General features: G+C 67.0%; 17 protein-coding genes. 8 read left to right on the top strand and 9 right to left on the bottom strand.

The annotated features are described in order from the left end of the window. Window positions 1–68 precede the first annotated feature (68 nt). The 4 genes from RM50_RS13380 (at window position 69) to RM50_RS13395 (ending at window position 6535) form a co-directional block, all read left to right on the top strand. Complete coding sequence (locus tag RM50_RS13380; RefSeq protein ID WP_043453439.1) at window positions 69–1121, top strand: M4 family metallopeptidase; 1053 nt, start codon at window positions 69–71, stop codon at window positions 1119–1121. A 61-nt stretch (window positions 1122–1182) separates the two neighbouring features. Beyond that, entirely contained in the window at window positions 1183–1494 is a 312-nt protein-coding gene (locus RM50_RS13385; RefSeq protein ID WP_043453441.1) for a protealysin inhibitor emfourin, read from the top strand. Window positions 1495–1535: 41 nt separating this feature from the next. Then, a complete protein-coding gene (gene hrpA, locus RM50_RS13390) occupies window positions 1536–5525 on the top strand; it encodes an ATP-dependent RNA helicase HrpA (RefSeq protein ID WP_043453444.1) in 3990 nt (1329 codons plus the stop codon). Between the two features lie 26 nt (window positions 5526–5551). After that, entirely contained in the window at window positions 5552–6535 is a 984-nt protein-coding gene (locus tag RM50_RS13395; protein ID WP_043453446.1) for a beta-ketoacyl-ACP synthase 3, read from the top strand. A gap of 42 nt (window positions 6536–6577) precedes the next feature. Here RM50_RS13395 and RM50_RS13400 read toward each other — a convergent pair whose 3' ends face one another. From RM50_RS13400 to RM50_RS13410, 3 genes are read right to left on the bottom strand one after another with little or no spacing between them, the layout of a single operon-like run. Then, window positions 6578–7006: an HIT family protein gene (locus RM50_RS13400; protein WP_043453448.1), complete on the bottom strand. Its 429-nt coding sequence runs from the start codon at window positions 7004–7006 to the stop codon at window positions 6578–6580. Continuing rightward, the gene (locus tag RM50_RS13405; protein WP_043453451.1) at window positions 7003–8169 is read right to left on the bottom strand and encodes an NAD(P)-dependent alcohol dehydrogenase; all 1167 of its coding nucleotides are present in this window, start codon (window positions 8167–8169) and stop codon (window positions 7003–7005) included. The genes RM50_RS13400 and RM50_RS13405 overlap by 4 nt, the downstream gene beginning before the upstream one ends. Beyond that, window positions 8166–9059, bottom strand: coding sequence for a sulfurtransferase (locus tag RM50_RS13410; RefSeq protein WP_043453454.1), 894 nt, complete (start codon window positions 9057–9059; stop codon window positions 8166–8168). Before RM50_RS13410 ends, RM50_RS13405 begins: the two co-directional genes overlap by 4 nt. A 72-nt stretch (window positions 9060–9131) precedes the next feature. Between RM50_RS13410 and RM50_RS13415 the strand changes: the two genes are divergently transcribed. Beyond that, window positions 9132–10238 carry a PLP-dependent cysteine synthase family protein gene (locus RM50_RS13415; RefSeq protein ID WP_052260221.1) on the top strand — a complete coding sequence of 369 codons (1107 nt, stop codon included), beginning with the start codon at window positions 9132–9134 and terminating at the stop codon, window positions 10236–10238. 15 nt (window positions 10239–10253) lie between these two features. Here the strand turns inward: RM50_RS13415 and RM50_RS13420 are convergent, their stop codons facing one another. Next, window positions 10254–10910 carry an MBL fold metallo-hydrolase gene (locus RM50_RS13420; RefSeq protein WP_043453456.1) on the bottom strand — a complete coding sequence of 219 codons (657 nt, stop codon included), beginning with the start codon at window positions 10908–10910 and terminating at the stop codon, window positions 10254–10256. Between the two features lie 90 nt (window positions 10911–11000). Between RM50_RS13420 and RM50_RS13425 the strand changes: the two genes are divergently transcribed. After that, complete coding sequence (locus RM50_RS13425) at window positions 11001–11462, top strand: Fur family transcriptional regulator (protein ID WP_043453458.1); 462 nt, start codon at window positions 11001–11003, stop codon at window positions 11460–11462. Here RM50_RS13425 and RM50_RS13430 read toward each other — a convergent pair. The 5 genes from RM50_RS13430 to RM50_RS13450 all read right to left on the bottom strand — a co-directional run bounded on the left by RM50_RS13430 (window position 11440) and on the right by RM50_RS13450 (window position 16660). Further along, entirely contained in the window at window positions 11440–12324 is an 885-nt protein-coding gene (locus RM50_RS13430) for a metal ABC transporter permease (RefSeq protein WP_043453460.1), read from the bottom strand. The two genes, RM50_RS13425 and RM50_RS13430, sit on opposite strands and share 23 nt — an antisense overlap. Further along, on the bottom strand, window positions 12324–13139 hold the full coding sequence (locus tag RM50_RS13435) for a metal ABC transporter ATP-binding protein (protein ID WP_043453462.1): 816 nt from the start codon (window positions 13137–13139) through the stop codon (window positions 12324–12326). Before RM50_RS13435 ends, RM50_RS13430 begins: the two co-directional genes overlap by 1 nt. Further along, on the bottom strand, window positions 13136–14116 hold the full coding sequence (locus RM50_RS13440) for a metal ABC transporter solute-binding protein, Zn/Mn family (RefSeq protein ID WP_043453465.1): 981 nt from the start codon (window positions 14114–14116) through the stop codon (window positions 13136–13138). The genes RM50_RS13435 and RM50_RS13440 overlap by 4 nt, the downstream gene beginning before the upstream one ends. Before the next feature lie 142 nt (window positions 14117–14258). Further along, window positions 14259–15329 (bottom strand): hemolysin family protein, encoded by a 1071-nt coding sequence (locus tag RM50_RS13445; protein ID WP_043453467.1) that lies wholly within the window; start codon window positions 15327–15329, stop codon window positions 14259–14261. After that, window positions 15326–16660 carry a hemolysin family protein gene (locus RM50_RS13450; protein ID WP_043453470.1) on the bottom strand — a complete coding sequence of 445 codons (1335 nt, stop codon included), beginning with the start codon at window positions 16658–16660 and terminating at the stop codon, window positions 15326–15328. Before RM50_RS13450 ends, RM50_RS13445 begins: the two co-directional genes overlap by 4 nt. Window positions 16661–17218: 558 nt before the next feature. Between RM50_RS13450 and RM50_RS13455 the strand changes: the two genes are divergently transcribed. Next, complete coding sequence (locus RM50_RS13455; RefSeq protein ID WP_043453473.1) at window positions 17219–21037, top strand: multifunctional oxoglutarate decarboxylase/oxoglutarate dehydrogenase thiamine pyrophosphate-binding subunit/dihydrolipoyllysine-residue succinyltransferase subunit; 3819 nt, start codon at window positions 17219–17221, stop codon at window positions 21035–21037. A 150-nt stretch (window positions 21038–21187) separates the two neighbouring features. Next, a complete protein-coding gene (locus RM50_RS13460) occupies window positions 21188–21787 on the top strand; it encodes a GDSL-type esterase/lipase family protein (RefSeq protein WP_043453475.1) in 600 nt (199 codons plus the stop codon). Window positions 21788–21807: the final 20 nt, after the last annotated feature.

A 21807-nucleotide genomic window follows, 5' to 3' on the forward strand; every position in this document is an offset into this window, starting at 1 on the left:
GTGTCGGCGTCCCGCCGATTGTCGGTGGCTCCTCGTAGCCTGAAAACACCTAGCTGAGGGAGTACACCATGCACAGTCAGTTCTGTTCGATCGTTCCGCCCTACCTGCTGCGGCGGCTCGCGCAGCAGGATGCGCCCGGATACTCGTCCGCGGCCAGCGCCGCCAGGAAAGCGCTGGGCCACGTGGAGTCATTCCAGTCTGCACGGGCACAGGCAACACCGGCGCTCCCGCCCGGCGTACGGCAGGTCAAGCCGGGCCCGGCCAACCGGACCATCTACGATGCTGCCGGCGGGGAGTCGCTTCCGGGCCGGCAGGTCCGCGGCGAAGGCGGACCCGCCACCGGGGACGCAGCTGCCGACGAAGCCTACGACGCACTGGGGCACACGCACCGTCTTTACGCCGACGCCTTCGGCCGCGACTCCGTTGACGGCAGCGGGTTGAGGCTGGACGCCACCGTGCACTTTGGAAAGCTTTACGACAACGCCTTCTGGAATGGAAGCCAGATGGTGTTCGGTGACGGCGACGGTGAAGTCTTCGAACGGTTCACCAGGAGCGTCAGCGTCATCGGCCACGAACTGGCGCACGGCGTGACCCAGTACTCGGCGGGGCTTGCCTACCGGAACCAGGCAGGGGCCCTGAACGAATCGATGTCCGACGTCTTCGGCGCGCTTGTTGAGCAGTACGTGAAGAACCAAACCTCGGCGGAGGCAACCTGGCTGATCGGTGAGGGACTCTTCACGCCCACTGTCCAGGGCGTGGCCCTTCGGTCCATGAAGGAACCTGGAACGGCGTACGACGACGACGTGCTGGGCAAGGACCCGCAGCCGGACTCCATGGACACGTACGTCCGGACCAGCGCGGACAACGGCGGGGTCCACATCAACTCCGGCATCCCCAACCGTGCCTTCTACCTTGTCGCGGAGGCTGTGGGCGGATATGCCTGGGACACGCCCGGCCGCATCTGGTACGAAACGCTCACCAACGGCTCACTGCCGCCCGGTGCAACGTTCGCCGTCTTCGCCCGGGCCACTGCGCGGGCTGCCACGGACCTTTTCGGCGCAGGCTCCACGGAGCATGACGCCGTGGTCCGTGCGTGGGAAACTGTGAAGGTCAAGGTTTAACCGCTGCCCCGGCCGCCTGAATACCGGCCGCCCGGGCCAAAGGAAGCCCGGAGTAAGAGCCATGAAAATCAAGGTTGAGCGCACCGGCGGTATGGCGGCAGTCACCCGGGTATGGACGGTGGACGCCCGGTCGGACAGTGACCTCAACCAGTGGCAGCCCATCGTCGAGGCCTGCCCGTGGGATGCGGTTCCCAGCACCCCGCGGGCAGCAGCCGCCGCCTTCGAGGCGCCGCAGCCGGACCGGTTCATGTACTCGATCACTGCCGGGCAGCGCCGGGCCGCACTGCCCGAGCACGCCCTCACGGGGCCGTGGCGGATCCTGGTGGATACTGCCCGCGCTGCCGCTGAGGAGTCCGGCCCGGGTTCCGCCTGAGCCCTGTGGCCGTACCCGACGGCAGTAGACTGTCTGCAGCCATGACTTTTCATATTTCCTATCCCGCCGAGCTGCCTGTTTCCGAGCGCCGCGAGGACCTGATGGCCGCGATCGCCGCCAACCAGGTGACCATCATCGCCGGGGAAACCGGCTCCGGGAAGACCACCCAGATCCCCAAGATGTGCCTGGAGCTGGGCCTCGGCGACAAAGGCCTGATTGGACACACCCAGCCCCGGCGGCTTGCGGCCCGCACCGTGGCCGAGCGCATCGCGGAAGAACTCGGCGTGGAGATCGGCCAGGAGGTTGGCTTCCAGGTCCGCTTCACGGGCGAGGTCAGCAAGGCAACCAAGGTCAAGCTGATGACGGACGGGATCCTGCTCGCCGAAATCCAGCGGGACAAGCTGCTGCGCAAATACAGCACCATCATCATTGACGAGGCCCACGAACGCAGCCTCAACATCGACTTCATCCTGGGCTACCTGAAACGGGTCCTGCCGCAGCGGCCGGACCTGAAAGTCATCATCACCTCGGCCACCATCGATCCCGAGCGGTTCGCCAACCACTTCGGCACCCCGGACAACCCGGCGCCGATTATCGAAGTGTCGGGCCGGACCTACCCCGTGGAAATCCGCTACCGCCCGCTGTCGCAGCCGAAGGCCGACGATGACGACGCCTCGGACGATGAACTCGAGGAGGACCGGGATCCGCTCGACGCCGTCTGCGATGCCGTGGACGAACTCGCCGCGGAGGCTCCCGGCGACATCCTGGTCTTCTTCTCGGGCGAACGCGAAATCCGCGATGCCGCGGAGGCACTGCAGGCCCGTGTCCAGTCCAACCGCAGGCTGGCCAACACAGAGATCCTCCCCCTGTTTGCCCGGCTGAGCCTGCAGGAGCAGCACAAGGTGTTCCATCCGGGCAGCAAACGCCGCATCGTGCTGGCCACCAACGTGGCGGAAACATCGCTGACCGTGCCGGGCATCAAGTATGTGATCGATACCGGAACGGCGCGCATTTCCCGCTATTCGCACCGCACCAAGGTCCAGCGCCTGCCCATCGAGCGGGTCTCGCAGGCTTCGGCCAACCAGCGCTCGGGCCGCTGCGGCCGGGTGTCCGACGGCATCGCGATCCGCCTGTACTCGGAAGAGGACTTCGAGTCCCGGCCCCGGTTTACCGATCCCGAAATCCTCCGGACCAACCTCGCGGCCGTCATCCTGCAGATGACGGCCATGGGCGTGGCAAGGGGTCCGAAGGATGTCGAGGAGTTCCCCTTCGTGGAGCCCCCGGAAACACGGGCCATCAACGACGGCGTCACCCTCCTCCGCGAGCTCGGCGCACTGGCTCCCGCACGCCCCCAGCAGGGCAAGGCCGGCGCCGCCGCCGGCAACGGCCGGGGCCAGTCCCAGGGCGGCGGCCTCACCGCCGTCGGACAAAAACTCGCCCAGCTGCCTGTTGATCCGCGCCTGGGCCGGATGATCGTGGAGGCCGGAAAACGCGGCTGTGTCCGGGAGGTCATGATCCTGGCCGCCGCGCTCACCATCCAGGACCCCCGGGAAAGGCCCACCGACAAGCAGCAGCTGGCCGCGGAAAAGCACAACCGCTTCCGGGACGAGAACTCGGACTTCACCGGCTTCCTGAACCTTTGGAACTACCTGCAGGAGAAGCAGCAGGAGCTGTCGTCGTCGGCCTTCCGCCGGCTGTGCCGCGCCGAATTCATCAACTACCTGCGTGTCCGGGAATGGCAGGACCTCTTCACCCAGCTGCGCCAGCTCGCCCGGCCGCTGGGCATCACCCTGGACAACAAGCGCCCGGCGGACCCCGTGGGCAACCACGACGGGATCCACATCAGCCTCCTCGCCGGGCTGCTGAGCCACATCGGCATCCTGGACGAGCGCAAGCGCGAATACGCCGGCGCCCGGGGCAGCCGCTTCGCGATCTTCCCCGGATCGGCACTGTTCAAGAAGTCCCCCACGTTTGTCATGGCAGCCGAGCTGGTGGAGACCAGCCGGCTGTGGGCACGGGTGGCCGCCAAATTCGATCCGGTATGGGCTGAACAGGTGGCCCCGGACCTGGTGAAGCGCAGCTACAGCGAACCCCACTGGTCCACCAAGCAGGGCGCCGTCATGGCCTATGAAAAGGTCACTCTCTACGGTGTTCCGATCATCGCCCAGCGGCGGATCAATTACGGCCGGGTGGATCCCGTGGTTGCCCGGGAACTGTTCATCCGGCATGCCCTGGTGGAAGGCGACTGGCGCACCCACCACAAGTTCTTCCACCGCAACCGCGCCCTCCTGCATGAGGTGGAGGAACTCGAGGCCCGGATGCGCCGCCGCGACCTGCTGGTGGACGACGAGACGCTGTTCGAGTTCTATGACGCCAGGATCGGCCCCGAGGTGGTGTCCGAGCGGCACTTCGACAAATGGTGGAAGGAGGCGCGCCGGGAGAACCCGGACCTGCTGGACTACGACAAATCGCTGCTCCTCAGTGACGACGCCGACGAACTGGACGACTCCGCGTACCCGAAGACGTGGCTGCACAAGGGTTTTGAACTACCGCTGGGGTATGAATTCCATCCGGTGGCGCCCGGATCCACGCCGGACCCCTCTGACGGCGTCACGGCCGAGGTGCCGGTGCTGTTCCTCAACCAGCTCGACGACGCCCCGTTCCGCTGGTTGATTCCGGGGCAGCGCGCTGAGCTGGTGACCGCCCTGATCAAGTCGCTGCCCAAGCAGATCCGGAAGAATTTCGTCCCGGCGCCCGATGTTGCCCGCCAGGCGGTAGCCGTCCTCGAGGCGGACTTCGACCCGGAAAAGGATGAGCTGGAGCCGTCGCTGGAACTGGCGCTGCGGCGGATCCGGGGCGCGGTCATCCCGCCCGGGTCCTGGAACTGGGACGCTGTCCCCCCGCACCTGCGCATGAGCTTCAAGGTAGTGGACAGCAAGGGCAAGGTGCTGGGCGAAGGCAAGGACCTTGCAGAGCTCCAGGAGCGTCTTGCCCCTGCCACCCGGCGTGCCATCGCCGAGTCCCTCGGCGCCACCCCCGCCACGGCCGCGCCGGGCAAGGCCGGCAGGGCGCCGGGCGGGAACGGCAAAGCGCCCGACGGCGGGCGGCAGCAGGGGCAACAGGCCGCCACGGTCCCGGGCAGCCGGGCGGCGGCCGGGTTCGTGGAGCAGGAGGGCCTGACGGAATGGAGCTTCGGCACCATCGAGCGCCAGGTCAGCAGCATGGTCAAAGGCCACACGGTCACCGGCTATCCCGCGCTGGTGGACCAAGGCACCTCCGTGGCACTGCGCGTATTCCAAAGCCCGGAGGAGCAACAGGACGCCATGCGCGGCGGGGTTATCCGGCTGCTGGCCCTGCGCGTGCCGGCACCGGACCGCTACGTCCTGGAGCACCTGAGCAACACGGAGAAACTCACCTTCAGCCAAAACCCCCACGGGTCGGTGTCCGCACTCATTGCCGACTGTGCCCTGGCCGCCATCGACAAGCTCACGCCCGCGGACCTTCCGTGGGACCGCCGGGCCTTCGATGCCCTTTATGAGGTGGTCCGTGCTGAGCTGATCGATACCGTCTTCTCCGTCACGGCCACCGTTGAGCGCATCCTCGCCAGTACCCGGCGGATCGAGAAGCAGCTCAAGGGGACCACCAGCCTGGCCCTGATCAGTGCCCTGAACGACATCAAGAGCCAGCTCGGACAACTGGTGTATCCGGGGTTTGTGGCACGCACGGGCTACGCCCAGCTCAGCCAGCTGCCCAGGTATCTGGCGGCCATCGAGAAACGGCTTGAACGCTTGCCCGGGAACGTCCAGCGGGATGCCCTGAACATGGCCATTGTCCAGCGGCTTGAGGACGACTACGACGATGCCGTCTCGGCGTTGCAGCCGGGGCGCCGTGCCGGCCGGGAGTTAACCCAGGTGCGCTGGATGCTTGAGGAACTCCGGGTCAGCCTGTTCGCCGTCGAACTCGGAACCGCCTACTCCGTGTCTGAGAAACGCATCCGCACCGTACTCAACAAGGCACTCGCCCCCGCCTAGCAGCGGTCCCCAACGAGAGGAATCGAATGAAGCTCACGCTTGCCGACGGCCCGGCAGGGACAGAGATTGCGGGCCTGGGCCATGCCCAGCCCGAGCGCGTGATGGACAACCACGAACTCGAAGGGATGATGGATACCAGCGACGAGTGGATCCGCCAACGCACGGGCATCGTCACGCGGCGCATCATTGCCGACGGCGGGACGGTGGTGGACCTTGCCGTCCCGGCCGCGCGCATGGCATTGGCCGATGCCGGGGTTGCCGCTGCCGACATCGACCTCGTAGTGGTGGCCACCACCACGGCAGCAGAGCGCTCCCCCAACACCGCCGGCCGCGTCGCGGAGGCACTTGGCCTGGGCCGCGACAGCCGCGGTCCGGCAATCATGGACGTCAACACCGCCTGCTCCGGCTTCGAGTACGCACTGGGGGTGGCGGACCAGGCGATCCGCACCGGAAGCGCCACCCACGCGATCGTCGTGGGGGCTGAAACCCTTTCCGCAGTGACGGACTGGACGGACCGCGCCACCGCAGTCCTGACCGCCGACGGTGCCGGCGCCGCCGTCGTCCGCCCCTCCGCCACGCCCCGCATTGGCCCGGTGGTCTGGGGCTCGGAGGCAGGCATGGCCGACGCCGTCAAAATTTCCCCGCCCTCGGGCAGGTTCTCCCAAAACGGGCGCGAAGTCCTGCGGTGGGCCCTGACCAAGGCTCCTGAACGTGCCCGCGAGGTGGTGGCCCGCGCCGGCCTGACGCTGGACGACATCCAGGTCCTGGCCGCGCACCAGGCCAACCTCCGCATCATTGAGCCGCTCGCCGATGCCTTGGGCATGACGGACAGGATCGTCATCACCGATGTCACCGAATCGGGGAACACGTCCGCCGCGAGCGTTCCGCTCGGCCTTAGCAAGTGGTGGCATGCCGGCACCATCCCGTCCGACGTTCCCGCCCTGCTGTTCGGTTTCGGCGGCGGTTTCACCTACGCCGGCATGGTGGCGATGACGCCCCGCCGGGACTGACGCGTCAACGCCCGCCGCTGCTGCGGCGGGCGTCTGCGTCGGCTAGGACGCGGGAACGAACTCCGCGTACCCGGCAGCGCGCAGGCCCTCGCGCAGTTTTTCCGCGTTGCCGTCCAGGACTGCAGGGTCCGGGTTTTGGTCGGCAGAGCCAAAGTCGAAGTCGGCCATGCTGCGGGACGGCCACACGTGGACGTGCAGGTGGTTGACTTCGTAGCCCGCCACGATCAGGCCGGCCCGCCGGGCACCGAAGATGTCCACCTGGACGGCGCCGATCCGGCGTGCCACTTCCATGACCTTGGCGAGGGTTTCCGGCCGGGCATCCGTCCAGCGGTCCACTTCCTCGGTGGGAACAACGAGGGTGTGCCCGTCAGCCAGGGGCCCGGTGGTCAGGAACGCCGAAACGTCGTCCTCTCGCCACACGAAGCGGCCGGGAATCTCGCCCTTCAGGATTTTCGTGAACAGGGTGCTCATGCGTCTGCCTCCTCGGCTGCTGCCTGCAGCGTGCTGGCGTCCAGCACGAACCGGTACTTTACGTCTCCAGCGACCATTCGGTCGTAGGCTTCATTCAGTGACCCTGCGGCCACGATCTCGATATCAGCCGCCACGCCGTGCTCGGCGCAGAAATCCAGCATCTCCTGTGTTTCGGCGATGCCGCCGATCAGCGATCCGGCATAGGCGATCCTGCGGCGGATGAGGGCACCCGGGTTGACCGGCGGCATGGCTTCGGACGGCAGCCCCAGCTGGAACAGTGCGCCGTCCACGCGCAGGGTGCGGAAGAAGGGGTTCAGGTCGTGCGGGGCCGCCACGGTGTCGATGATGAGGTCGATGGTGCGGTTCGCAGCAGCCATGGCCGCCTCATCGCGGGACAGGACCACCTCGTCGGCCCCCAGGTCCAGGGCGGCCGCAACCTTGGATTCGGATGTGGTGAACACCACCACCTTCGCGCCCATGGCCTTGGCCAGCTTGACGGCCATGTGGCCCAGCCCGCCCAGGCCCACCACGCCCACCACATCGCCCTCCCCGGCGTCGAAGTGCCGGAGCGGCGAATAGGTGGTGACGCCGGCACACAGCAGGGGCGCAGCGGCGGCCGGATCCAGCGACTCCGGTACGCGGAGGACATAGCGTCGGTCCACCACGATGGACGACGAATAACCGCCCTGGGTAATGGTGTCCCCGTTCCGCCGGTCCCTCGCGCCGTAGGTGCCGGTCATGCCTTGTTCGCAGTACTGCTCAAGGCCGTCCAGGCAGCTTTCACACTCGCGGCAGGAGTCCACCATGCAGCCGACGCCCACGCGGTCGCCCACGGCGAACTCGGTGACGTTGGCTCCTGTCCTGCTGACGGTTCCCACGATTTCGTGGCCGGGAACCAGCGGGTAGGCCTGGCCGCCCCACTCACCGCGGGTGGCGTGGACGTCGGAGTGGCAGAGCCCGCAGAAGTCGATGGCGATTTCAACATCGTCGGGTTTGGGGGCGCGGCGGGCCAGGGTGAGCGGTACCAGCCCGCTGTCGCCGGACGCAGCACCCCAGGCGGCGGCAAGCACGCCTCCGTCCGGCGCGGGCCGGGCGGGTGTGGGATCAGCGGCAGGAGCAATGGGTTTGGCTAGCGGCGGCGGTACGGGGCGTCCTGGTGTCATAGTGCGACGCTACCCCCGCGTCCCGCGGAGTTTCCAGCCGGCGCTGCGGCCTCCCCCGGTTCCGGACCTGTAGCCACTGGAAGGCCGGGACGGTTGGACCATTCCGAGAAGGAGCCGGGATAGAGCGCGGCCTGGAAGCCGGCGAGCTCCAGTGCCGCCACCTCGTGAGCCGCGGTGACACCCGACCCGCAGTACACGGCAACGGGCTGCCCGGGTCGTGCACCCAGGGATTTAAACTTCCGGCGCAGCTCCGCGGGCGGCAGGAAGCGTCCGCCGCTGTCCACGTTTCCGGTGGTAGGGGCACTGACGGCTCCGGGGATGTGGCCGGCGCGGGGGTCCACCGGCTCGACGTCGCCGCGGTACCTCTCCCCCGCCCTCGCGTCGAGCAGGAGGCCGGCATGCGGCCATTCTGCAGCGGCAGCGGCGTCGACCACGGCCATCCGCCCACTGCCCAGTTGCACGTCACCGGGGGCTGGGTTGACGCCACCCCGTTCCAGCGGCAGGCCGGCGGCACGCCAGGCGGCCAGGCCGCCGTCGAGCAGGCATGCCCCGCTGAGGCCGGCGTCGCGCAGCATCCACCACAGCCTCGCCGCCGCCATGTTGGCGTTGTCATCGTAGGCCACCACGACGTCGCCGTTCCTGATGCCCCACCGGCGGGCCGATTCCTGGAACTGTGCCGCGGACGGCAGCGGGTGGCGGCCCCGGTCCGGGACCATTGGATCCGAGAGCTCCGTGGCCAGGTCCACGAACACCGCGCCGGGCAGGTGTCCCGCAAGGTAGTGTTCGTGGCCGTGCGGGTCCCCCAGCACCCAGCGCACATCCAGCAGCACGGTCCGGTGCCCGGCCGCGAGCCTGGCCTCAAGGTCAGTAACGTCCATCAGCGGCCTCATCGCTCCCCTTCCAGGTCCTTCAGCCAACGGCTCCTACTCTAGACGGGCCCGGGCCGCGGGTAGGCTGGATTGGTGACGATCAAGGGCAGCGCCGGCAACAACAGGGCGGACCGCGAGTGGGCCGACCAGGCCATCCGCACCATCAAGGCGGAAAACAACCGTTCTGCTGACACCCACCTCTACTCGGTGCCCCTGCCGGAGCACTGGGGCATCCAGCTGTACCTGAAAGACGAGTCGACGCACCGCTCCGGCAGCCTGAAGCACCGGCTGGCCAGGTCCCTGTTCCTGTTCGGACTGGTTAACGGGTGGATCGGCCGGGACACCACCATTGTCGAAGCCTCCAGCGGCAGCACGGCCGTGTCGGAGGCGTACTTCGCCCAGCTGCTGGGGCTGCCCTTTGTCGCCGTGATGGCACGCACCACCAGTCCGGAGAAGATCGCCTTGATCGAGAAGTTCGGCGGCTCCTGCCTGCTGGTGGAAAACGCCTCGGACGTCTACGCCGTGGCCGAAGACGTCGCTGCCACCTGCAACGGGCACTATATGGACCAGTTCACCTACGCCGAACGGGCCACCGACTGGCGCGGCAACAACAACATCGCCGAATCCATCTTCGGCCAGCTCAGCCTGGAACAGCACCCCGTGCCGGACTGGATCGTGGTGGGCGCCGGCACCGGCGGGACCAGCGCCACCATCGGCCGCTACCTGCGCTACCACAGCCATCCCACCAGGTTGCTGGTGGTGGACCCGGAGAATTCAGCGTTCTACCCGGGCTGGCTGGGCGAATCCGGGGGCCGGCCCACGGGCGGCCCGTCCCGGATCGAGGGCATTGGGCGGGCACGGATGGAGCCGAGCTTCATTCCCACGGTGATCGACCGGATGGTCCAGGTGCCGGATGCGGCGTCCGTAGCTGCCATGCGGCATCTGGACGCTTTCGCGGGCCTGCATGCCGGCCCTTCCACCGGCACCAACCTGTGGGGTGTCTGGCAGACGATTGCCGCGATGGTGTCGGACGGCAGCCGGGGCAGCGTCGTTTCGCTGATGTGCGACGGCGGCGAACGGTACGCGGGGAACTACTGGAACCAGGAGTGGCTGGCTTCCCAGGGGCTGGATCCGGCGCCATACCAGGCAGTGATCTCCCGCTTCCTGGACACCGGCGAATGGACCGGGGCGGCAGGCTAGGCCCGGAGGTTCGGCCTAGACCTCCACCGATTCCCGGGGAGCCAGGTGCCGGTACTCGGTGCCGTAGGTGGCACCGATCCGTTTGACGTGCCCTTCTACGATGCCCAGGCCGTTGTCATTGAGCAGGCCGTCGTGGATCTGGAAAGCGCGGGGCGCCCGGACGCCGATCACGAAGTCGACCACCTCGGCGGACTTGCTCCACGGCGCGTGCAGCGGCACCAGGAGCGTCTGGACCTCGATGCCATCAGGAATGATGAACGAATCCCCGGGGTGGTACACGTTCCCGTCCACCAGGAATCCGATGTTGGCCACCACCGGGATCTGGGGATGGATCAGCGCGTGCTGCCCGCCGAAGCTGCGGATGTCGAAGCCCGCGGCCTGGAAGGCCTGGCCGGGTTCCACGGTGTGGATCCGGCCGGCAGCATCCGGAGCTTCCGCCCGCAACTGGGCGGCCACGCCCGCCGGAGCATGGAGTTCCAGGTCGTGGTTGTTGTCGAGGGCGTCCACCACGGCCTTGGTATCGAGGTGGTCGGGGTGTTCGTGGGTCACCAGGACAGCCTGCGCCCCGGCCAGTGCCTCCGCTGATTCGGAGAACGTGCCGGGATCAAGGACCAGGACCCCGCCTTCCTTCTCGAGCCGGACACAGGCATGGGTGTATTTGGTCAGCTTCATAGCGCCAGCCTAGGGTCCGCCCGGGAACGCTGTCCACGACGCTCCGGCTGGTAATCTTGATGTTTGCCCCCCACGGAAGCGAGTTCGTCCATGCCGATCGGCGTCAAGGCTGATTCCGCCGTCCCGTCCCCGGCAGGTGGCGGCAAGGAACAGCGCGTTACCAAGCAGCGCAAGGCCGTCAGTGCGGCCCTGGACGATCTTGACGACTTTGTCAGCACGCAGGAGCTGTACCGGATCCTGCAGAACCAGGGTGTCTCCGTTTCGCTGGCTACGGCGTACCGGATCCTGCAGTCACTCGCCGATGAAGGCCTGGTGGACGTGCTGCGCAACGGTGACGGCGAGGCGGTGTACCGCCGTTGCGCCGTAACGGCGCACCACCATCACCTGCTGTGCAGGAACTGCGGGAAGGCGGTGGAGGTGGAGGCCCCGGCCGTCGAAACGTGGGCCGTGCGCACGGCCGCGGAGCACGGGTTCACCGAGGTGGACCACACGGTGGAAATTTTTGGCCTGTGCCCGGACTGCACTGCCCTTAAGGCTGCCGGGAAGCTGTAAGCACGCGGCCATTGATTCCCCTCGAGGCCCGCACGGATCCGATGATGCGGCACACCACGTAGATCAGGAACGACAACGTGGTGACGTAGGGGCTGATCGGGATCCGTCCGCCCAGGGCCAGGAGGATTCCACCCACGGTCGCGGCGACCGCGAAGACGATGCTCAATACCACTGCCGCCACCGGTGAGGACGTGACCCGCAGCGCCGCCGCGGCGGGGGTGATCAGCAGTGCCAGCACCAGCAGGGCGCCGACCACCTGGATGGACAGCGCCACGCTGACGCCCAGGACAATCATGAAGACCACCGCGAGGGTGCGGACGGGAACGCCGCGTGCCTCGGCAAGCTCGGGGTCAACGCTGGCGAAGTTGAGCGGCCGCCAGATGGCCAGCAGGACCAGCACCACCACGACGGCGGTCCCGGCCAGCGCCTGCAGCTGGACGGTGTCCACGGAGACGATTTGACCGGTCAGTAATCCGAACTTGTTGGCCGCCCGGCCCTGGTACAGCGACAGGAACAGGATGCCGAGCCCCAGGCCGAACGGCATGATCACCCCGATGATGGAGTTCTTGTCCCTGGCGCGGACGCCCATCAGGCCGAGCAGCAGGGCCGCCGCCACGGAGCCGATGAGCGAGCCGAACACCACATCCGCGCCGACCAGCAGGGCAAAGGCGGCACCCGCGAAGGAGAGCTCCGAAATGCCGTGGACGGCGAAGGCCAGGTCGCGCTTCATGACAAAGGTGCCAACCAGTCCCCCGAGGAGCCCCAGGATGGCGCCGGCCCAAATGGAGTTCTGGACCAGGACCAGCAGCTCGCCGTAGTTGTCGAAGTTGAAGATGGCACCCAGGATGCTGTCTGCGTCCACTACGCGGCCTCCCCTGCCAGCGCCTCGGCGTGGGAGTGGTGGTGCGTGGTGGCGTCGGGCAGGCCGACGACGACGATCCTGCCGTTGGCGTGGATCACCTCGACGTTGCTGCCGTAGAGGTCCGAGAGCACTTCCGTGGTCATGACCTCCTCCGGCGTCCCCACCCGGAAGCGGCCGCCGGCCAGGTACAGGACCCGGTCCACGTAGTCGATGACCGGGTTGATTTCGTGCGTGACGAAGACGACGGCGGTGTCGTGTTCGCGGCGCTGCTTGTCGATCAGGGCGCTGACCGCCTGCTGGTGGTGCAGGTCGAGTGACAGCAGGGGTTCATCGCAGAGCAGGACCTGGGGGTCGGTTGCCAGGGCCTGCGCCACGCGAAGCCGTTGCTGTTCCCCGCCGGAGAGCTGGCCCACCGGCACCTTGGCGTAGTCGGAGGCTCCTACCAGCTCCAGCAGCTGGTCCACGCGCCTGTTGGTCTTGCCCGTGGACAGCCGGACGCCCCAGCGGTGGCCGTCCACGCCCAGGGCCACCAGGTCGCGCGCCCGCATGGGCGTGTCCGGCGGAAAGGACTTTTGTTGCGGGATGTAGCCAATCAGGCTGCTGCCGCGTTCCACGGGGCGGCCCCCCAGCGTTGCCTCGCCGGCCTGCAGCTTTTGCAGGCCGAGCAGGACTTTCAGGAAGCTGGTCTTGCCGCTGCCGTTGGGACCCAGCACGGCGAAGAACTCGCCGGGCTTGATGTCCAGGTCCAGGTCCTCCCACAGCGTGCGCTGGCCGAACTTAAGGCGCGCCCCTTTGAGGCTGACGACGGATTTCACCTGTTTGTCTCCAGAACCTTGCCGATGTTGTTCACATTGTCCGTCATCCACTGCAGGTAGGTCTTGCCTTCGGGCAGGGTTTCGGTGAAGTCGAGCACGGGGACCCCGGCGGTTTGCGCTGCCTTCTTCAGGGCTTCCGTCTGCGGACCTTCCGTCTGCTCGTTGTACGCCAGCAGGCGGACGGCCCGGGAACCGGCCAGGTCCGTGGCTTCCTTCAGCGCGGCGGGCGGTACGTCGCTGCCTTCTTCGATGGCGGCGGTGTATTCCCGGGGGGTGGCGTTGACCAGGCCGGCATCCTCAAGCAGGTACAGCGGAACCGGCTCCGTCACCGCAACCTTGCCGCCGGCCGCCGGGCCTTTCAAGGCATCCAGCCGGGCGTGGAGATCCGAGAGGGAGGACTTGAAGGCAGCGGCGTTGGCGGTGAAGGTGGAGGCCGAGGCAGGGTCCAGGGCGGCAAGCTTGTCAGCAATGCCGTCCGCCACGCGCTCCATGGCAGGCAGGCTGTACCAGACGTGCTCGTTGAGCGCGCCGTGGTCGTGGGTGTCTGCGTCCGCCGAAGCCTGCTCCGTGGGTTCGCCGGCGGCGTGTGTTTCCTCCGGGTGGGCAAGGCCGGAGATTTCGACGGCGGTCAGCACCGAGGCGCCGTCGGGCTTGCTGCCCTCCACGAGCGTGTGGATGAAGTCGTCGTAGCCGCCGCCGTTCTCAATCAACAGCCGCGCCTTGGAAACGGCCAGCCTGTCCTGGGCCGTCGCCTCATAGGAGTGCGGGTCCTGGCCGGCGTTGTTGATGATGGAGGTGACGTTGACCTTGTCCCCGCCGATGGTCCGGGCAATGTCACCGTAGACGTTCGTCGACGCCACGACGTTGATCCCCTGCCCCTGCGCAGGGGCCTGCGACTGCTGGGTGCTGCACCCGGTGAGCAGCAGGCCAAGGCCGGCAAGGGCGGCAAGGAAGGGGCGGGCAGCGGTTCGGCGCACGGATAACCTCGGTTCACGCAGATGGGGAAGACAACATGGCAAGCCTATACCTAAATGCGAATGATTCCTATTTAGGTGCTTCTGCGCGCCCGGAGGCTGCTCGAGCGGGCACCCGTTCCCGCGGAACGGGTGCCCGCCGGAGTCAGCTGCCGTTCGGCTGCCCCAGGCGGCGGATTCCGGTTGCCTGGGTGGCATCCCGGATTTCACCGACCAGCTGTTCAATAACGTCTTCAAGGAAGAGGACGCCGCGGGTATTCCCGTCCGGGCCGATCACGCGCGCCAAGTGGGATCCCGTGCGCTGCATGACGGACATCGCCTTTTCGATCTCGTCCCCCAGGGCCAGGTTGGCCAGGGAGCGGATGCGGCTCTCGGCAATCGGCAGCCCGTAGGCGGACTCCGGAATAGAGAGCACGTCCTTGACATGCAGGTAGCCGTAGAGCATGTCATCGTCATCAAGCATGGGGAACCGGGAGAACCCGGTCCGGCTGACGGCTTTTTCAAACTCCACCGGCGTGGTGGACGCCGGCAGCATGACGAGCTTGTCCAGCGGCACCATGATGTCCTCCGCCGTATGCTCCGAGAATTCCAGGGCACCGGTGATCAGCCCGGCGTCGTCGTCCACCAGGCCGTGCCGGGTGGACTCCTGCACGATTGACTGCACTTCCTCCAGGGTGAAGGAGGATGTCACCTCGTCCTTGGGCTCGATCCGCATCGCTTTGAGGATGTGGTTCGCCGACCAGTTCAGGACGGAGATCACGGGGTGGACCAGCCGCGAAACGAACAGCAGGGGCGGGGCCAGGAACAGCGCGGCCTTGTCCGCGACGGACACCGAGATGTTCTTGGGCACCATTTCGCCGAAGGTGACATGCAGGAAGGTTACGAGCATCAGCGCCACCGCGAACGCGGCGACGTCGGCCGCCTCCGCAGGCAGGCCGACCGTCTCGATCGGAACCGCGAGCAGATGGTGGATCGCAGGTTCGGCCACCAGCAGGATCAGCAGGGAACAGACGGTGATCCCCAGCTGCGCACAGGCGAGCATCAACGAGACGTTTTCCATGGCGCGCAGGGTGGTCTGCGCGCGTTTCGACCCGGAGTCGGCGAGCGGTTCGATCTGGCTCCGGCGCGCTGACATGATGGCGAACTCGGCGGCCACGAAGAAGGCGTTGCCCAGCAGGAGGACGCCGAGCCACAGTATTCCGGCCCAGTCACTCATGGCGTCCTCCTGTCAGGGACGTCCTGCGTCGGCGTTTCCTTTGCCGGCCGGAAGCAGATGCGGTCGATCCTGCGTCCGTCCATCCTGGTCACGCTCAGCGTTCCGCCGTTCACGGGGACGGTGTCGCCGACGGCCGCGATCCTGCCGAGCTGGCTCATGACGTAACCGCCCACAGTTTCGTAGGCAGCTTCGTCGGGAACGCTGAGGCCCGGGATTTGTTCCGAGAGCTCGTCGGGCCGGAGGAGGCCCGGGAAGTACCAGTCGCCGGAGGCGCTTTGCAGCAGGCCGGGGCGGACCTTGTCGTGTTCGTCAGCCACTTCGCCCACGATTTCCTCCACGAGGTCCTCGAGGGTGGCGATGCCGGCTGTTCCGCCGTATTCATCCAGCACTACTGCCAGCTGGAGGTTACCCTCCCGGAGTTCGGCGAGCAGGGCATCCAGATGGATGGTCTCGGGCACGCGCAGGACTTCGGTCATGATCGCGCCTGCTTCGAGGTTCTGCCGTCGCTCCCATGGAACCGCGACCGCCTTCTTGACGTGCACCAGGCCGCGGATGTCATCTGCCGAGTCGCCGATCACCGGGAACCGCGAGTAACCGGTGCGGCGCGCGGCGTCCACGACGTCCGAGACCGGCTGGTCGGCGTCAATCGTCTCGAGCCGGATCCGCGGGGTCATGACGTCGGCCGCGGTCCGCGTGGAGAAGTTCAACGTGCGGGCGATGAAGTTGGCTGTGCCGGCGTCGAGGGTTCCCATCGCTGCGGACCTGCGGACCAGGGAGGCGAGTTCGGCAGGCGTACGCGCCCCGGAGATCTCTTCCTTGGCTTCGAGGCCGAAGACGTGCAGGACCTTGTTGGAGAATCCGTTGAGGACCAGGATGGCCGGCCTGAAAACAGCAGTGAAGACCAGCTGCGGCCTCGCCAGGGCACGGCCAACCGGGAACGCCAGCGCGATCGCCATGTTCTTGGGGACCAGCTCACCGAGGAGCATCGAAAGCAGGGTTGCCAGCACCATCGCCAGGACGAGCGCCACGGACTGCACCGCCACGCCGGGAAGTCCGACGGCGGTTAGGGGGCCTTCGAGCAGGCGGCCCACCGAGGGTTCCATGACGTAGCCGGTGAGCAGGGTGGTCAGGGTAATTCCCAGCTGGCAGCTGGACAGTTGGGTTGACAGGGATTTGAGGCAGGTGAGCAGCGCAACGGCGCCGGTGTCGCCGTCGTCAATTGCCCGCTGGACCGTGGGCTGGTCCAGCGCGATCAGGGAGAACTCGACGGCAACAAAAAATCCGGTGCCGGCGATCAGCAGCAGGCCTGCTGCGAGGAGGAGCCACTCCATTCAGCATCCCGCCCGGGGTACTGCATATGAGCGGGGAGCGGTGCCCCGGGAAGTCGAACAGCTGTTTCGTCCCGGCGGAGGATGGTCGGCTGAAACCGCTGACCGTTCCGTGCGGTGCGCGGCGTGCTCCGCCGTTGGATGGTGATGGGCGCGTTGTCGGGGTTTGCCGGCTCTGGGGGCGGACTGCGCGGTACTTCTCTTGGAGTTCCGCTGACAGCGCCCAGGCCGGCACCTAGATTTACTGTCCATAAGAATTTCAGTCTACAGGAGCGGCCCCTGACCGGCCGCGGGGCAGCCGGTCCCGCACGCCGCATTGCCGCAGGCCGGAGCGCCCGGAGGGTCCGCCCCGCCGGACCCCTGCGGACCGCGGAAGGATGCCATTTTTGGGCCCGTGTTCGTCACTTCATGATTTGGGTCACCCTTATTGGCAGTTAACAGGAGATGCTCACTAGACTTGCAAAGGTCCGGGTTCAGAGGACGCGGAGAGTGGTTCGAACGTAGTGCTGAAGCACCGGGGGGCCAAAGAGAAATCAAACTCATGGAAGAGGCGTATTTCAAGTGCCAGAGCAGCCAAGCCACCGTCTACCCGAGGAATTTGGCGGAAACGAGTGGCTCGTTGACGAACTGTACGAGCAGTACCAGCAGGACAGGAACGCTGTGGACGCCAAGTGGTGGCCCCTGTTCGAATCCTTCGACTCAGGCAACGGTTCTTCTTCCAACGGAAATTCCGCCCACGCTCCAAACCCTCCCACCCGGGAACTGCCTGTTGTGAAAACGGCCCCGGCCGCTCCGGCACCGTCGCCGGCAGCTGCGCCTGCCACTACCCCTGCCGCGCCCGCCGCCGCTGCCCCTGCCGCCCCCGCCGCGGCGCCCGCACCCGTCAAGAAGGCCCCCGCCACGGAAGCGCGCGACGGCGGCAAGAAGACCGAAGCCGGCACCGGCTCGCAGCCCATCCCTGCCCAGCTGCCCAAGAACGTCAAGGCTCCCACGGCGCCGGAAGAAGACGTCGTCTCCGTCCTCCGCGGCCCGGCCAAGGCCATCGCCACCAACATGGTCACCAGCCTCGAGGTGCCCACCGCCACCAGCGTCCGCGCCATTCCGGCCAAGCTGCTCATCGACAACCGCGTGGTGATCAACTCCAACCTGGCCCGCGCACGCGGCGGCAAGGTCTCCTTCACCCACCTCATCGGCTACGCGGTCATCCGCGCGCTCTCCCAGTTCCCGTCCATGAACGTGTACTACGACGAAGTGGACGGCAAGCCGGTCGCGGTCCAGCCGGCGCACGTCAACTTCGGCATCGCCATCGACATGCCCAAGCCCGACGGCACCCGCCTGCTGATGGTTCCGAACATCAAGAAGGCCGAAACCCTCAACTTCGCCGAGTTCTGGCACACGTACGAGGACCTCATCAAGCGCGCCCGCAACGGCAAGCTGACGGCCGAGGACCACCAGGGCACCACCGTGTCCCTGACCAACCCCGGCGGCATCGGCACCGTGCACTCGGTTCCGCGCCTGTCCAAGGGCCAGGCGGCCATCATCGGCGTCGGCGCCCTCGACTACCCGGCGGAGTTCCAGGGCGCGAGCGAGAAGATCATCGCCCAGAACGCCATCAGCAAGGTCCTCACCCTGACCTCGACGTACGACCACCGGGTCATCCAGGGTGCCGGCAGCGGCGAGTTCCTCAAGCTCGTCCACCAGCTCCTGCTCGGTGCACAGAACTTCTACGACGAGATCTTCGAAGCGCTCCGCATCCCCTACGAGCCCGTCCGCTGGAGCCCCGACCTGCAGGTTGACCCGGCCGACGAGATCAACAAGGTGGCCCGGATCCAGCAGCTGATCCACTCCTTCCGCGTGCGCGGGCACCTCATGGCGGACACCGATCCGCTGGAGTACGTCCAGCGCAAGCACCCTGACCTCGACGTGCTCACCTACGGCCTGACCCTGTGGGACCTGGACCGCGAATGGCCCACCGGCGGGTTCGGCGGCAAGCCGATGTTGAAGTTCCGCGACATCCTCGGCGTCCTGCGCGACGCCTACTGCCGCACCACCGGCATCGAGTACATGCACATTCAGGAGCCCGCCGAGCGCAAGTGGTTCCAGGACCAGCTGGAGCACCCGTACTCCAAGCCCAGCCGCGAAGAGCAGCTGCGGATCGTCTCCAAGCTGAACGCCGCCGAGGCCTTCGAGACGTTCCTGCAGACCAAGTTCGTGGGCCAGAAGCGTTTCTCCCTGGAAGGCGGCGAGTCGCTGATCCCGCTGCTGGACGCCATCATGTCCGACGCCGCCGACGACGGCCTCGACGAAGTTGCCATCGGCATGGCCCACCGCGGCCGGCTCAACGTGCTCACCAACATCGCCGGCAAGACCTACGCCCAGGTGTTCCGCGAATTTGAGGGCACCCAGGATCCCCGCTCTGTCCAGGGATCCGGTGACGTCAAGTACCACCTCGGAACCGAGGGCACCTTCACCTCGGACAACGGCAAGGAAACCAAGGTCTACCTCGCGGCCAACCCGTCGCACCTGGAAGCCGTGGACTCCGTCCTCGAGGGCATCGTCCGCGCCAAGCAGGACCGCCTGGACCAGGGCGAAACGTTCCCCGTCCTGCCCATCATGGTGCACGGCGACGCCGCCTTCGCCGGCCAGGGCGTGGTTGCGGAAACCCTCAACCTGTCCCAGCTCCGCGGCTACCGGACCGGCGGAACCATCCACATCGTGGTCAACAACCAGGTGGGCTTCACCACGGCCCCCTCATCGTCGCGCTCGTCCACCTACTCCACGGACGTCGCCAAGATGATCCAGGCACCGGTGTTCCACGTGAACGGCGACGACCCCGAGGCGGTTGTCCGCATCGGCCAGCTTGCCTACGAGTTCCGCCAGCGCTTCCACAAGGACGTTGTCATCGACATGGTGTGCTACCGCCGCCGGGGCCACAACGAGGGCGACGACCCCTCAATGACCCAGCCGCTGATGTACAACCTGATCGAGGCCAAGCGCTCCGTCCGCAAGCTGTACACCGAGTCGCTCATCGGCCGCGGGGACATCACCGAGGAAGAAGCCGAGCAGCTGCTCCGCGACTACCAGGAACGGCTGGAGCGGGTCTTCGCCGAGACACACGCTGCCCAGACCTCCCCCATCCCGATCGTGACCGCCGATTCCGCTGCCGTGTCCGACATCGAGCGGCCCATGGCCCAGCAGTCAGACTCCAACGCCAGTGCACCGGTCTCCACCGCCATCAGCGCCGAAACCCTGGCCCGCATTGGCAAGGCGCACGTCGAGGTACCCGAGGGGTTCACGGTCCACCCCAAGCTGAAGCAGCTGCTCGAGAAGCGCGAGCAGATGTCACGCGAGGGCGGCATCGACTGGGGCTTCGGCGAGATCGCAGCCTTCGGCTCCCTGATCATGGAAGGCGTGCCGGTACGCCTTGCCGGCCAGGACTCGCGCCGCGGCACCTTTGTGCAGCGCCACGCGGTGTTCCACGACCGTGCCAACGGCAAGGAATGGCTGCCGCTGGGCAACCTTTCCGATGACCAGGCCAAGCTGTGGATCTACGACTCCCTGCTGTCCGAGTACGCCGCCATGGGCTTCGAATACGGCTACTCGGTCGAGCGCCCGGACGCGCTGGTTCTGTGGGAGGCCCAGTTCGGTGACTTCGTCAACGGTGCCCAGACCATCATCGACGAATTCATCTCCTCCGCCGAGCAGAAGTGGGGCCAGCGCTCCTCCCTGGTGCTGATGCTCCCGCACGGCTACGAAGGCCAGGGACCGGACCACTCGTCCGCCCGGATCGAGCGCTTCCTGCAGCTGTGCGCGGAAGACAACATGATCGTGGCCAACCCGACCACGGCCGCCTCGCACTTCCACCTGCTGCGCCGCCAGGCGTACAACCGTCCGCGCAAGCCGCTGATCATCTTCACGCCCAAGCAGCTGCTGCGCCTGAAGGCTGCCGCGTCATCCGTCGAAGACTTCACCAACGGCACCTTCCGCCCTGTCATTGGTGAGCATGAGCAGCTCCCGGCCACCGCCGTCGAGCGCGTTCTCCTGGTCTCCGGCCGCCTGTACTACGATCTCCTGTCCACCCGGCAGAAGACCGGCGACAAGACCACCGCCATCATCCGCGTGGAGCAGCTTTACCCGCTGCCGCACGCGGAGATCGCGGCGGAGCTTGCCAAGTACCCGAACGCCGAAGTGGTCTGGGCCCAGGACGAGCCCGCCAACCAGGGCCCGTGGCCGTTCATCGGCCTGCATCTGCCGGAGGTCCTTGACCGCCGCGTCCGCCTGGTATCGCGGCCGGCCTCCGCCTCCACTGCCGCCGGTTCCATGAAGCGGCACGCAGCGGAACAGGATGTCCTGCTGAAGCAGGCATTTGCGCGCAAGTAACCAGTAAGGCTGCCCGGCCGGACGTCGAAATCCCAGACTCCGGCCGGGCAGTTCTGTTTAATGGATGGACAGCGCCGTCCCGAACCTCCGCAGCTGCGGCGGCAACGGGCAGCGGCAGAAGTAAACCCCTAGCGGAGTAAAGAGGAACGCGTGGAAGACAGGAAGCTGCGGATAGCAGCTGTAGGAGACGAACTGCTGGCCGGACTGGGCGATCCCCGGGCACTTGGCTGGCTGGGCCGCGTCCTTGCCCGCACTCCCCAGGACGGCATGCTGCTGGAAAGCTACTCCCTCCCCTGCCCGCAGGAAGGCACCGAGGGGCTCGCCGCACGCTGGCTGGACGAGGCCGGCCGGCGCTTCAGCGGCCAGGCCGAGAACCGGCTGGTCATTGGCTTGTCGGGCCGGGACATTGAGTTCGGCCTTTCCACCGCCCGGAGCCGGCTCAACCTGGCCAACATCCTGGATTCGGCGTCCCAGAACCGGATCGAAGTCTTCGTCGTGGGACCGCCGCCCACCCTGGACCCGGCGCAAAACCGGCGGCTGGACGAACTGAATACCGCTTTCGCTGATGTGACGACACGCCGCAAACACCTCTACGTGGACACGTTCTCGCCGCTGTTGAACCACGAACAGTGGCGCCAGGACCTCGCGGCCAATGGCGGCACTCCTGGCCAGGCGGGATACGGGCTCATGGCATGGCTGGTCCTGCACCGCGGCTGGTTCCAGTGGCTGGGGCTGGAAGCGCCACAATAACCGTCGCGATATATCTTGAC

Origin of the sequence: Pseudarthrobacter phenanthrenivorans, assembly GCF_000813845.1 — a bacterium.
GTDB lineage: Bacteria > Actinomycetota > Actinomycetes > Actinomycetales > Micrococcaceae > Arthrobacter > Arthrobacter phenanthrenivorans_B.